The organism is Thalassotalea agariperforans, from assembly GCF_053470345.1.
Genome location: NZ_JBQMWH010000002.1, coordinates 230991 through 245240 on the forward strand (window position 1 = coordinate 230991; position 14250 = coordinate 245240).

The window sequence follows — 14250 nt, forward strand, 5'->3', positions numbered from 1 at the left end:
AATTTATCGTTTTTTCTTGATCGATTTATTGTATCTTGTGGCCGGTGCTTTTTTAGTTTTGGCTTTGTCTTTAACCGCTCTATTTTTTAATTTATTGGCTTCGTAGCGATTTTTAGCTACTTTTTCCAGCGCTTTTACTCTGTGGTGATCACTGTCTGTTTCTTTTAACTCGTAACCTGGTAAAACAATGCGATCGAAATGACGACCAATCAGTTTTTCAATATCACCTAAATATTTTTCGTCTTTTGGGCTAACTAATGAGATAGCTGTGCCAGTTTTACCTGCTCTACCCGTTCTGCCAATGCGATGAACATAATCTTCAGCAAGGAAAGGTAAATGAAAATTAACAACATACGGAAGATCCGCAATATCTAAACCACGAGCGGCAACATCGGTTGCCACTAAAACACGAACTTTTCCTTCGGTAAAGTCAGCAAGGGCTTTGTTACGAGCGCCTTGGGTTTTGTCGCCATGACATAAAGCCGCTTTAATGCCATCGAGTTTTAATTCTTTCGCTAAAATATTGGCGCTTTCTTTGGTGCCCGCAAACACCAATACTTGTTGCCAATTATTAACACCAATTAACTCTGATAGTAATTCACGTTTACGATCTTCAGATACCGAATAGACAGACTGTTTTACTTTACCCGATGTTGAATTTTGCTTAGCAACTTCAATGGTTTTTGGTGTATGTAATATTTGATTAGCTAACGTTTTTACTTTGTGGGAAAACGTAGCCGAAAACATTAACGTTTGTACTTGCTGTTTCATCATGGGTAATAAGCGTTCAATATCACCTAAAAAGCCCATATCTAACATTCGATCCGCTTCATCTAACACAAAGTATTTAATTTGATTTAACTGTGTATTACGTAAAGCCAAGTGCTCTAACAACCGGCCTGGTGTTGCCACTAAAATATCAACACCTTGCTGTAACATTTTAGTTTGTGATGGCATGGCACCACCACCATATACCACACCCACTTTCAACGGTAAAAATTCAATATAACTTTCTATATTTGCTTTTACTTGTTGAGCAAGTTCACGCGTTGGTGCAAGTATTAATGCTTTAACCGCATTATTATTACTATCGTATTGCTGGTTAATTAAATCGATGATCGGTAGCGAATAAGCTGCTGTTTTCCCAGTTCCAGTTTGCGCACTAGCTAATAAATCGTAGCCTTTACGCACCATAGGAATAGCTTTTTGTTGGATAGGCGTTAGGTTTTTATAACCACAGGCCTTAACCGCTTTTAATAATTCGCTCGATAAGCCAATTGAATCAACACTCATGAAATACACTCAGTAATAAAAATCGTCGTGATTATACCTGATTATTCAAATGAAAATTAATTATTTTAACCCCAATTTTTATTCGGTAAATTATAGGTTTTCAGGTATAAAAAAACCGAGCAAGCTCGGTTTTTAGTTTGATAAAGCAAATTAAATTGCTTTTGAAATGTCTTCAACGGATGCTTTTGCATCACCGAATAACATTTGTGTATTCTCTTTAAAGAATAACGGGTTTTGCACCCCTGCGTAACCTGTACTCATAGAGCGCTTAAAAACAATAACGTTTTTAGCATTCCATACTTCCAATACTGGCATGCCAGCAATTGGGCTTGTTGGATCTTCAGCCGCTGCTGGGTTAACTGTATCGTTAGCACCAATAACTAGTACAACATCTGTTTCAGAGAAATCTTCATTGATTTCTTCCATGCCTTCAACAATGTCGTAAGGTACTTTAGCTTCCGCTAATAATACGTTCATGTGACCCGGTAAACGACCTGCAACCGGATGAATACCAAAGCGAACTTTCACACCTTTCGCCGTTAATTTTTGTGTTAGCTCGTATACCGGATATTGTGCTTGCGCAACCGCCATACCGTAACCCGGTGTGATAATCACTGAACGGGCATTCACTAATAAATCAGCAACACCATCAGCTTGGATCTCTTTATGCTCACCATAATCAACATCGGCATTAACGGTAACATTGGTACCAAAACCACCCGCGATAACACTGATGAACGAGCGATTCATAGCCTTACACATGATGTATGAAAGGATTGCACCTGAAGAACCTACTAAAGCGCCCGTTACAATTAACAAGTCATTACTTAACATGAAACCCGCTGCGGCAGCTGCCCAACCTGAATATGAGTTCAACATAGAAACCACAACAGGCATGTCTGCACCACCAATTGAGGCTACTAAATGCCAACCAAACACTAAAGCAATTAACGTCATAATGTATAAATAGCTAACATCTACGCCGTCACCTTGAACAAACATCACCATCAGAATAAAACTAACAACACCTGCTGCTAAGTTCATTTTATGGCGGTGTGGTAGCATTAACGCTGAGGTATTAATTAAACCACGTAATTTAGCAAAAGCGACAATTGAGCCAGTAAAGGTTACCGCACCAATAAATACACCTAGAAATACCTCAACTAAATGAATATTTTGCGCCATTTGTTGAGCGTCAGTTAACGCTAAACCATGATGACCCATCTCAAAATAGCTGTTATAACCTACTAATACTGCCGCTAAACCAACAAAGCTATGCAAAATAGCAACAAGTTCAGGCATTTCAGTCATTTCAACTTTTTTAGCTAAACGTAAACCGATCACTGAACCGACAACCATAGCGCCAATGATAATATAAACGTTATCAACACGCGGGTCGGCAATAGTCGCAATTAACGCTAAGGTCATACCGGTAATACCATACCAGTTACCCGCTTCTGCTGTTTCTTGCTTACTTAAGCCAGATAAACTGAAAATAAACAATAATGCGGCGATAATATATGCGGCACTGATCAAGCCATTAGAAAATTCCATCAGAGCCCCCTACTTACGAAACATTTTTAACATACGATTAGTAACAACAAAGCCACCAACGATGTTAATTGTGGCAATTAATACCGCAATACCAGCTAAAACCTGGATCACTATATTGTCATTACCCACTTGTAATAATGCACCAACAACGATGATGCCTGAAATTGCATTTGTTACACTCATTAATGGTGTATGCAATGAATGACTAACATTCCAAACCACGTTATAACCGATCACACAAGCTAAAACGAAAACTGTGAAATGCGCTAAAAAGTCAGCTGGTGCAACACTGGCGATCCAACCAAACAAACCTGCCGCTATTGCCATACCTACATATTTTTTTGTTGGTGAAGAAGGCTCTTCAACCACTTCTGCAACTTCTTTTTTAGCTGGTTTTTGTGGTGCAGCACTCACTTGAATAGGCGGTGGTGGGAAAGTAATTTCATTATCTTTCACTACCGTCATATTACGGATAACCACATCTTCAAAGTCGATAACAATTTCGCCATCTTTATTTGGTGATAATAACTTGGTTAAGTTAACTAAGTTATTCGCATATAACATTGATGATTGGTTTGGTAAACGAGATACTAAATCAGTGTAACCAATAATAGTAACGCCTTTAACTTTAGCAACCTTGCCCGGTTTTGTTAATTCACAGTTACCGCCACCAGCAGCGGCTAAATCAACAATAATGCTACCAGGTTTCATTGACTCAACCATTTCGGCAGTAATAAGTTTTGGTGCCGGTCGGCCTGGTATCATTGCCGTGGTAATAATAATATCAACTTCAGCTGCTTGCTCAGCAAACAAGGCCATTTCTGCATCAATGAAGGCTTTACTCATTTCTTTAGCGTAGCCATCACCTGAGCCTGCATCTTCCTCTTCTTCGTAATCTAACTCGAGGAACTCAGCGCCCATACTTTCAATTTGTTCTTTTACTTCTGGTCGAGTATCAAATGCTCGAACTATCGCACCTAAGCTACCCGCAGTACCGATAGCGGCAAGGCCAGCAACACCAGCACCAATAACCATGACTTTCGCTGGCGGTAAATTACCCGCAGCAGTAATTTGCCCAGTTAAAAAGCGGCCAAAATGATGAGTTGCTTCAACTACAGCACGATAACCAGCAATGTTAGCCATCGAACTTAGCGCATCCATCGATTGAGAACGCGTCATACGTGGCACCATTTCCATGGCTAACGTGGTAATTGATTTAGCTTTTAATGCTTCTAATAATTCAGGGCTTTGTGCCGGCGCAATAAAACTCACTAATGTCGTATTATCACGCATGCTGCCAACTTCATCTAACGTTGGCGCATTAACTTTAAAAAGGATATCAGATTCCCATGCAGCCGTTGCTTCAACAATAGAAGCTTCTGCATCGATATAATCTTGATCTTCAAAGCTGGCTTTTTTACCAGCACCTTTTTCTACTTGCACTGTGAAGCCGAGTTTAATAAGCGCTTTCACCGACGTTGGCGAAGCGGCAACTCTGTTTTCTCCACTAAGTGACTCTTTGGGTATTCCAATTATCATATGGCACCTGTATATGAGGGTCTAATAACACGTAAATAACGAATGTGAATTATCTCAATTTTAAACAGTATGGATTGTTTTAATTGCTTTTATATTCACAATCATCACCAATCATTAAAAATAGTATTAAAAGCGATCATTAAAATCTCATTTATTACTAAATTTATCGATTATAAAAAATTAATTTATATTTTTGGATGCGCACTTTAACAGCTAAACCATCTGCGGTCAAAAACAATCACAACAAATCAAAATAAAACATCAACTTTTAGTTATGTTTATTAAGATGAAATTGTGAAAAGAAAATTAATTATTGAATTTTTTGATAAAAATATAAATTTATCATATATGAAGTGAGAGTTTAGAACTTAATAAAGAAGATTACAAATGTAAAAAGGATCGATTAATCCACATCATTTAATGGCCAAAGCACAATATAGTCTTCAAAATCATCCAGCGACACTTGATCATCTTTCACTACTTTGCCACGCACCGACATACCGGCTTGATGCATTGCTGATTTTTTTCCTTTATGTAACAACGGATGCCAAGACGGTAAGCCACGGCCTTCTTTCAAACGACGATAGGCGCAACTATTCGGCATAAAAAACACATCGTCAATGTTATCTTGTGTTAACCGTACACAATCAGGCACTAACTTAGTTCGTTCTAAATATTTAGTACATTCGCAGGTTTTATCATTTAATAAATAACAAGCAATACTTGAATACAACATTTCTTCGCCATCGTTAATATGGGTAGTCGGTTGTAATTCTGTTTCATCATTGGTGTCTTCATCATCAATAAATTTATGCAGACAACATTTGGCACAACCATCACATAACGACTCCCATTCCTGACGGGTCATTTCTTCTAATGATTTTGTTTGCCAAAAAGGCAGTTCGTTGTTATTCATCAATTCAAAAACTAATTAATTGGTGGAAATTTAATACGATCTGACAAATGCCCAACCGAGCTGACAAAATAGTATGATAAATTCCAGTGCATTAAACTTTTGTAGTTATTGTATGCTAAGTAAGCACGACCGTTCTCATCATCAGGAAAGATGAGTGCAGCTTTAATATTTACCTTAGGTAAAGCGGTGCCGTCTGTACGGCGAACACCTAAAGCTTGCCATTCGCTAAGTGTTTTTTCACGTGTTTGCCAAGCCGCTAACCATTGCTTACGGCCACCTGTATTTTTAGGTATAGCTAACTTAGTGTTAAAGTTTTCTGGCAGCGTTACTTGTCGGCCCCACGTTAATTCGTCATTCCAACCTTCTTTTTTAAGATAATTCGCCATCGACGAAAAAATATCGGCTGAGTTTGTCCAAATATCTTTTTTTCCATCACCATCACCATCAACAGCATAAGCAAGAAATGACGTTGGCATAAATTGATTTTGACCCATAGCACCAGCCCAAGAACCTTTAAATTGGCTAAGCGGAATATGTCCTTCATCTAAAATGGTTAAGGCTGCCCATAATTGCTTTTTAAAAAAGTCACGTCGACGGCCTTCATAAGCTAAGGTTGCTAGCGCTGAGATAACATTATAACCGCCAGTAAATTTACCAAAATTAGTTTCTAATCCCCAAAGAGCAACAATAAAGCGTGGTTGTACACGATACTTTTCTCCCACCTGTATTAATAAGTCGTGGTGTTTTTTGTATAACTCACGCGCTTTATCAACTTTCCATTGCGGTACCCGTTTAGGTAAGTAAGTATCTAATGTTTCAACCGTTTCAGGTTGATTACGATCTGCTTTTACTGCTCGGCGATGAAATTCGACATTCGCAAAGCTTCTTTCTAATAAGGCTTCACTATAACCTTTCGCTAAAGACTCTTTTTTAAACTCAACAACAAAATCTTTAAAACCTTGCTCGGTAAGTTCTTGTGCTTGTACATTGATAACAAACAATAAACTGGAAAGTGTTAAGTAAAAACGTGTTTTTGAAAAAAAATGATGCATAAAAAACCTTATTTGTCTTCGCTTTGTGTTGCTAGCTTAGCTTTTATTTGTGCTTTATGCTCTGCTAATAAATCTTCTACCGGCGGGGGTAATTGTAAATAATAGCCAAGCTCAGTTAAGCGCTCTTCAACAGTATCTAAATCGGCAAAGGCTAATTTATCACGCTTAGCTAAATTAACAATGGTCACTAATTGTGGCGTACCAAAAGTACGTAATAATGCCTCAGGAACCGCAGAAAAATCATCTCGTTGTTTTACAAACAAATAAGTTAATGCTTTTTTAGGGCTTTTATAAACGGCAGTTAACATAAAAAAACCTTTAAATGAGAAGAGTAATATAAACTAAAAACGTTATTGCTATCATAGCAAGTGAGCTTAATCTTGTTATAAATAGATTGTAACGATTTATAATAAGGTTAATTGAGATTATTTAAATTTATTTTGAGCAAACTTATCAAGCCTGTCACCTAGAATAGCTTTACGCCAGCCATTCATTAAATCAACGTCACTGGCATTAGTGTCATTTAATTGATAATAACAACTTAAATATTGATTAATTTGTTTTTTAGACGCTAAATTTTCCATACCAATATGACTTTGCTCAGCGATATTAGTTAAAAAACTTTTTACGTGTTTAAATACTTGTTTATAACCTGGGTATTGGTCAAGTCGCTGAATTCGTTTTGGATGCTCTGCAGCCGGTATTTTGGCGGCAGCTGCCAATACTTGTAACATGGCTTTGCCTTTATGACGAATATCTAAAACTTCACCCCCTTCTATTGATGACATAGCACCAATGCTACTTGGGTTACATTCAGCCAAACCAATTAAGGTATTATCTTTAGCAATAAATCCTAAAGGTAAATCACGCTGTTTAGCTTGTTCATATCGCCAAATAGCTAACTGTTTTAAGCGATTTAATTGTATCGAATTCAACTTACTTGCTAATTTAACGTTTCGGTATAAGGTAGAGGTATCAATGGCAGTAAACTTTCGTTCAATCATCAACTGACTTTCTTCTTGTACTGCCGCTAACCAACCAGATTCTGTCACTTCTTTTAATAAGGCGGGAAATAATTGGTAAAGATGCTCAACATCGGCTGCCGCATAAGTTAATTGTTTTTCAGATAATGGTCGTTTAGTCCAGTCGGTACGGGATTCTGATTTATCTAATTCAATATTTAAAAAATGCTGAACCATTGCCGCATAACCCAGTGAAATACCATGCCCTAAAAAAGCCATCATAATTTGGCTATCAATTAAGTTTTCAGGTTTACAGTTACCTGCATGTAAAAACACTTCTAAATCTTCAGAACAGGCATGCAATACCTTGGTGATATTTTTATCTGCTAACAACTGCCAAAAAGGCGATAAGTCATCTATCTTAATGGGGTCAATTAAGGCGATAGTGTTACCATCACAAACTTGTAACAAGCCTAATTTGGGATATAAAGTTCGTGTTCTGACAAATTCAGTATCAACAGCAAGCACACTTGCTGTTTGCAATTGCTGGCATAATTCGACTAAAGATTGATTATCACTAATGAATTGTTGTTGCACGTGAGATCCTGTTAATTATTTAATAATAATCAATATATTATTAATGAGACAATTAGCTACGTTTTCTACGTGACGCTTGCTGATTTCGTACATGGTGTTTTTTAACACTACGACGAATACGTCGACTCTTCGCATTATCAATGGCTTTTTCATCAACCTTCACTTTCGATTGCGTTTCTGCCGTTAATTCTACTAACTTACGATAATAATTAACTTCTTTCAAACCTAACTCTGTCCAACCACCTAATGGTAATTGACGTGGCATTTCCATATCACCATAACGAACACGGATCAGGCGACTCACTTGCACTTCTTGGCTTTCCCATAAGCGACGAACTTCACGGTTACGCCCTTCGGTTAATACCACGTGGAACCAATGGTTACGACCCTCACCACCACGATAGGTAATTTTATTAAATTTAGCTGGGCCGTCTTCTAATTTCACGCCATGGCGTAAACGTTGTAACATGGCTTCGTCAACTTCACCAAATACCCGAACAGCATATTCACGCTCTACTTTACGTGATGGATGCATTAGTCGATTAGCAAGCTCACCATCAGTAGTGAATAACAGCATGCCTGAAGTGTTAATATCTAAACGACCAACAGCAACCCAACGGCCACCTTCTAATGGCGGTAAACGATCAAAAACCGTTGGACGACCTTCTGGATCTTTACGGGTACACATTTCACCTTCTGGCTTGTTATATACCAGCACTCGGCAAAAATCGGATCCTGCTGCGGTAATTTTAACGAGATGACCATCAATGCGGATTTGTTCAGTGCCTTCAACACGGTCGCCAAGGTAGGCAACTTTGCCATCAACACTCACACGGCCGCTACTAATAACACTTTCCATTTCACGGCGTGAGCCTTTACCAGCACGAGCTAAGACTTTTTGTAATTTTTCTGACATTGGTATAAAACTCTTGTCCGTCAGTAGTTTAACACTGCTGACTCTGAAATTAATTTGGAACCTTAAAATATAGAATATTTCAAAGTTATAACTAAAAACTATTATAACGCGATCAGCACTTTAGGGCACGTTATTTAATTGTTGTTAGTTTTTGAAAGCAGTTAAAATTATTTAAACGGCTCAGCGTCACCCTCACCTTCGCGCAGGATCGTCACCTCTCCTTCAGAAAAGTCAATCACTGTGGTTGGGTGCTCACCTAAATAACCACCGTTTAAAATTAAATCTACCCGTTTTTCTAAAATATCGCGAATATGCTCTGGATCATATTCCGCCATCTCTTCATTTGGCATAATCAAAGTGGTGGAAATTAACGGCTCATTTAATTCCGTTAATAAGGCTTGAGCAATAGCATTATTGGGAATACGTATACCTATGGTTTTTTTCTTAGGGTTTAATAAGCGCTTTGGTACTTCTTTCGTGCCTTTAAAAATAAAGGTATAAGCGCCAGGGGTATTATTTTTCATCAATCTAAATGCCGTGTTATCCACTTTGGCATATTCAGATAACTCAGAAAGATCACGACAAACTAAAGCAAAGTCATGATCCATATCAATACCACGAATTTGACATATACGCTCTAACGCTTTTTTATCACCAATGTGACAACCCAGTGCATAACCCGAATCAGTGGGATAAACAATAACACCGCCGTCATTGATTATTTCAACCGCTTGTTTCATTAACCGCATTTGTGGGTTTTCTGGGTGAACATAAAAAAACTGACTCATTGTTTTTCTCCCTAAATATTAATTAAATAGTTGCCAAACCGGCTGACAATTTTCAGGTAAAGTTAAATTTCTTCCTAGATCGCTCCACTTACTAGGGTAATGAAAATCACTCCCCATCGAAGCATGCAAGTCATATTCATCACAATACGCTAACATTAACCGTTTTTGCTCAATACTCATTTGTGGCAAAACAATTTCTAAGGCATCTCCGCCAGCGTGTTTAAATTCAACAATCAATTTTCGTAACCATTTACCAGACAAGTCATACCGTATCGGATGCGCCATCACCGCAACACCACCTGCTTGATGAATAACATCAACAGCATTGGCAATATCACACCATTGTGGTTTAACAAAAGCTCTTTTACCTTTCCCTATATATTTATCAAATGCAGCTTGCATATGATTAACATGGCCTTGTTGCAATAACACTTGTGCAAAATGAGAGCGGGTAATACTGCCAACATCAGCTAAAACTTTTGCCGATTCAAGAATGCCATCAAAACCGCACTTTTCTAATTTTTCGCCCATTTTAATTGCCCGTAACTCGCGTGCTGCTTGTTGCTGTTCAATTAATTCGGCCAGTTGAGGGTTAGTTTTATCAATATTTAAACCAACAATATGAATATCAAAACCATGCCAACTGGTGGAAATTTCAATACCATGAATTAATGTGATGTTATGCGCTTTTTCTTCAATATAATTTTCAGCTAAGCTTAAACCGGCAACGGTGTCGTGATCCGTTATTGCCAAAACATCAATTTGAAAATTAACCGCACGGTCAATCAACTCTTGCGGAGACAACTTGCCATCAGAATGATGGGTATGACTATGCAAGTCGACACGAGAATTTGTAAATTTATCTAAAACAGAGGTTGACATAAAGACCATTTTGCGGTTTTCTATAAGGGCATTTTTAAGTTTACTTGGAATATGCTAACTAATACAGTAGTTAATAAATAAATGGGTACATTAATAAGTACCAATAGACAGGAAAAAACCATGACATTAACAATGAACAAATCAAATTTAGTATGGTGGTGGCATAACTCGACTTAGGTGGGTTGTGAACTTTGCTTGTCTGCAAAAAAATTCCAAAAACCCGCTTTCGCGGGTTTTTTCGTATCAAAAGCCCAAAAAAGCACAAGATATACTAAGAAACACTGTTAAATACACACGAGAAAAAGTAAAATTTATGATAATTGTCAAAGTACAAAGTTGGTTTATTTGGTGGCTTCTGCCGATTTATGCCGGATGAATTTTTTTTAACCAATTACCAACAGGAAAACCAAATGAAACTAACACAAAACTTAAGCGTAGGAAGTGTCAATACACTTTCTCACTTGGCTCACTACCAAGCTGATCCTCTCGCTGTTTATCAATATTTATGTGCCGACACCAACAATAGCTTGTTATTAGAGTCAGCTGAAATTGATAAAAAGCATAAATTAAAAAGTTTAGTATTAACTGACACAGCTGTGAAAATTGTTTGTCAGGGGCATCAAGTCACACTCACCGCACAAAGTTTAAATGGCCAAGCAGCGCTTGCTTTTGCCGAACAAGTACTGACGGGGATCGCAAAACTTGAAAAAACAAACAATAGCTTAGTTGCTACTTTTACCCCGGCTGATAGCCAACAAGATGAAAAATCACGTTTAAAAACGGTTAATTCATTTCACGCGCTCCGTTTATTTAATCAATTAAACAACCTTGACAACCACCCCTTTGCTATTTTCCTTGGTGGTGCTTTTGCCTTTGATATGATGTCGACTTGTGAAGTATTACCGGCAGTAAAGGATGGCGAGAACACTTGCCCTGATTATGTTTATTACCTTGCTGAAACCTTAATTGTTATTGATCACGAAAACGAAACCAGTGAAGTTATCGGCAATGTGTTTTCGGGCCCTGAGCAAGCCACTTGTGTTAGCCAAATTAATCAACGCATTGAGTCTATTAAACAAGCACTAGCCAGTGATGTTTCTTTTAAATTAGATAAACAAGCCGTTACTGCTGTTTCATCTGAGGTGACGACTGATATTTCAGATCAAGATTTTTGTCAAATTGTTGAAGATTTAAAAGAACATATCCGCGCAGGTGATATTTTTCAAGTAGTGCCATCTCGCACTTTTAGCTTACCTTGTCCGGCACCTCTTGCCGCCTATCAAGCATTAAAAATATCAAACCCTAGTCCTTATATGTTTTATATTCATGACGAAGACTTTGTTATGTTTGGCGCTTCTCCTGAGTCAGCCTTAAAATATCAAACCAGTAATCGTCAAATTGAAATTTACCCTATTGCTGGCACTCGTAAACGCGGCTTTGATGCCAATGGTAAATTCTCACTTGATTTAGACAGTCGTATTGAACTTGAACTTCGTCAAGATAAAAAAGAATTAGCTGAACATATTATGTTAGTGGATCTTGCTCGCAACGATGTTGCCCGAGTTAGTGAGCCGGGCTCACGTTATGTTGCCGATTTATTAAAAGTAGATCGTTATTCTCATGTTATGCATTTAGTCTCTCGTGTTTGTGGCACCCTATCTCACGATTTAGATGCGTTGCATGCTTATCAAGCTTGTATGAATATGGGGACGTTATCCGGTGCCCCAAAAGTAAAAGCAACGGAGCTTATTCGCCAATTTGAAGGTAAACGTCGAGGTAGTTATGGTGGTGCGGTAGGTTACATTACCGGTACGGGTGAAATGGACAATTGTATTGTTATTCGCTCAGCTTTTGTAAAAGATGGTATAGCCCAAGTTCAAGCCGGCGCTGGTGTAGTTTATGACTCTATTCCACAAGCAGAAGCTGATGAAACTCGCCAAAAAGCACAAGCGGTACTAAGCGCTATCATGAAAGTAGCGAATGATGCGGCAAGCAATCAAAATACTGACGGCAAGGGAGCATAATAATGACAACATCTCAAACAACAAACCGTTCGATGAAGCCAAAAATCTTTATGCTCGATAACCTAGACTCATTTACTTACAACTTGGTTGATGAATTTTACAGTTTAGGTTTTGAATTAGTTATCTATCGAAATACTTTGTCAGCTGATTTTATTTTACAGCAAATTAACGCACACCAAGGCGAAGTATTAATTGTTTTATCACCTGGGCCTGGTACACCAACCGATGCCGGTTGCTTAATGGAACTTATTGCTAAAACTGCAGGTGTTTACCCTATTTTAGGTATTTGTTTAGGACATCAAGCTTTAGTACAGCATTATGGTGGTGTCGTGGCACGAGCGCCAGAAATTGTCCATGGAAAATCTTCAAGTATCACTCATACAGGTGAAGGAGCTTTTGCTGGTATCGCCAACCCATTACCCGTTGCTCGTTACCACTCATTAGTTGCTGAAACTATGCCTAGCGGTTTAGATTGTATTGCACAGGTTAACGGTATTCCAATGGCAATTGAGCATAAAACCGATGCCGCATTAGGCTTTCAATTTCATCCTGAGTCAATTTTAACGACCTACGGTAGTCACTTATTAGGTCAAAGTATCGAGCATTTGTTGAATTTACGACCCAATGCCCCCATTAAAAACGGCACGTTAAATAATACCAATAATGTTCAAGATGGCGGAGCTTGTGAATAATATGGAAAACATTCTCGATCTTTTAGTTAATGGCCAATCGTTAACTCAAGCACAATCACAAACGTTTTTCAGTCAAGTAATGGCTGGCGAAGTACCTGAAGCCTTATTAGGTAGTGTCTTAACGGCTTTAAAAATAAAAGGTGAAACAGCGCCAGAAATTGCTGGTGCCGCGGTTGCCGTGCGTGACTTTGCCACACCATTTCCAGCGCAAGCAAGTAATGTTGCCGACTGCGTTGGTACTGGTGGTGATGGTGCTAATACCATTAATATTTCAACGACCTCAGCTATACTTGCCGCCGCATGTGGCTTAAAAATGGCCAAACATGGTAATCGCAGTGTTTCTTCGATGTCTGGCTCTGCTGATTTATTAGAAGCCTTTGGCGTTAATTTAATGATGAGCCCTGAAACGGCGAGTCGTTGTATTGAAGAAGCGAACCTTTGTTTTTTATTTGCGCCAGCTTATCATCCAGGTTTTAAATATGCAGGCCCTGTTCGTAAAGCAATGGGCATACGTACTTTATTTAATATTTTAGGGCCTTTAGTTAATCCGGCTGCGCCAAAAGTAATGTTATTGGGTGTTTATACGCCTGAATTATTAACCACTATTGCCGAAAGTGTTTTATTAACGGGGGTTGAAAGTGCCTTTATTGTTCATGGTAGCGGTTTAGACGAAATAGCTATTCATGGTGAAAGCCAAATTATTGAAATTAATCAGGGTAAGTTAATTGAAAAAACCATCAGCCCTGAAGATTTTGGCTTAGAGCGTTATTCGTTGGCTGATATTAAAGGCGGAACTCCTGCCGAAAATGCTAATATCAGTAAAGCGATATTAGCTGGTAAAGGTGAACCTGCCCATAACGCCGCTGTGATAATAAACACTGCCGCATTAATTTATTTACATGGCCAAGCTGATTCTTTGTTAGCCGCGGCTAATAAAGCGGCTGACGTTTTAGCCTCTGGTCAAGCATTAAAAACATTAGAAAAGTTAGTAGAAGTTTCTAATAGTGAAAACAATCAAGGAACTACTGAGTAAAT

General features: G+C 38.3%; 13 protein-coding genes. 3 read left to right on the forward strand and 10 right to left on the reverse strand.

Annotated elements, in window-relative coordinates:
• Positions 1-3: 3 nt before the first annotated feature.
• The 10 genes from ACSLUO_RS04235 to rnm all read right to left on the reverse strand — a co-directional run bounded on the left by ACSLUO_RS04235 (position 4) and on the right by rnm (position 10499).
• A complete protein-coding gene (locus ACSLUO_RS04235) occupies positions 4-1293 on the reverse strand; it encodes a DEAD/DEAH box helicase (RefSeq protein ID WP_448246491.1) in 1290 nt (429 codons plus the stop codon).
• A 150-nt stretch (positions 1294-1443) separates the two neighbouring features.
• The gene (pntB, locus tag ACSLUO_RS04240) at positions 1444-2847 is read right to left on the reverse strand and encodes a Re/Si-specific NAD(P)(+) transhydrogenase subunit beta (RefSeq protein WP_448246492.1); all 1404 of its coding nucleotides are present in this window, start codon (positions 2845-2847) and stop codon (positions 1444-1446) included.
• Between the two features lie 9 nt (positions 2848-2856).
• Positions 2857-4386 carry a Re/Si-specific NAD(P)(+) transhydrogenase subunit alpha gene (locus ACSLUO_RS04245; RefSeq protein WP_448246494.1) on the reverse strand — a complete coding sequence of 510 codons (1530 nt, stop codon included), beginning with the start codon at positions 4384-4386 and terminating at the stop codon, positions 2857-2859.
• A gap of 403 nt (positions 4387-4789) precedes the next feature.
• Positions 4790-5302 (reverse strand): YcgN family cysteine cluster protein, encoded by a 513-nt coding sequence (locus ACSLUO_RS04250; RefSeq protein WP_448246496.1) that lies wholly within the window; start codon positions 5300-5302, stop codon positions 4790-4792.
• 11 nt (positions 5303-5313) lie between these two features.
• Positions 5314-6354: a lytic murein transglycosylase gene (locus ACSLUO_RS04255; RefSeq protein ID WP_448246498.1), complete on the reverse strand. Its 1041-nt coding sequence runs from the start codon at positions 6352-6354 to the stop codon at positions 5314-5316.
• An 8-nt stretch (positions 6355-6362) separates the two neighbouring features.
• The gene (locus ACSLUO_RS04260; RefSeq protein WP_448246499.1) at positions 6363-6662 is read right to left on the reverse strand and encodes a YcgL domain-containing protein; all 300 of its coding nucleotides are present in this window, start codon (positions 6660-6662) and stop codon (positions 6363-6365) included.
• A gap of 117 nt (positions 6663-6779) precedes the next feature.
• Positions 6780-7913, reverse strand: a complete 1134-nt coding sequence (gene rnd, locus ACSLUO_RS04265; RefSeq protein WP_448246501.1) for a ribonuclease D — start codon at positions 7911-7913, stop codon at positions 6780-6782.
• Between the two features lie 52 nt (positions 7914-7965).
• The gene (gene rluB, locus ACSLUO_RS04270; protein ID WP_448246502.1) at positions 7966-8829 is read right to left on the reverse strand and encodes a 23S rRNA pseudouridine(2605) synthase RluB; all 864 of its coding nucleotides are present in this window, start codon (positions 8827-8829) and stop codon (positions 7966-7968) included.
• A gap of 167 nt (positions 8830-8996) precedes the next feature.
• Positions 8997-9617 (reverse strand): L-threonylcarbamoyladenylate synthase, encoded by a 621-nt coding sequence (locus tag ACSLUO_RS04275; RefSeq protein ID WP_448246504.1) that lies wholly within the window; start codon positions 9615-9617, stop codon positions 8997-8999.
• Between the two features lie 18 nt (positions 9618-9635).
• Positions 9636-10499 carry an RNase RNM gene (rnm, locus tag ACSLUO_RS04280; protein WP_448246506.1) on the reverse strand — a complete coding sequence of 288 codons (864 nt, stop codon included), beginning with the start codon at positions 10497-10499 and terminating at the stop codon, positions 9636-9638.
• Between the two features lie 410 nt (positions 10500-10909).
• On the opposite strand from rnm, the gene ACSLUO_RS04285 reads away from it, so the two are divergent.
• From ACSLUO_RS04285 to trpD, 3 genes are read left to right on the forward strand one after another with little or no spacing between them, the layout of a single operon-like run.
• On the forward strand, positions 10910-12523 hold the full coding sequence (locus ACSLUO_RS04285; RefSeq protein WP_448246507.1) for an anthranilate synthase component 1: 1614 nt from the start codon (positions 10910-10912) through the stop codon (positions 12521-12523).
• A gap of 2 nt (positions 12524-12525) precedes the next feature.
• A complete protein-coding gene (locus tag ACSLUO_RS04290; protein WP_448246509.1) occupies positions 12526-13215 on the forward strand; it encodes an aminodeoxychorismate/anthranilate synthase component II in 690 nt (229 codons plus the stop codon).
• 1 nt (position 13216) lies between these two features.
• Positions 13217-14248, forward strand: coding sequence for an anthranilate phosphoribosyltransferase (trpD, locus tag ACSLUO_RS04295; protein WP_448246511.1), 1032 nt, complete (start codon positions 13217-13219; stop codon positions 14246-14248).
• Positions 14249-14250 lie beyond the last annotated feature (2 nt).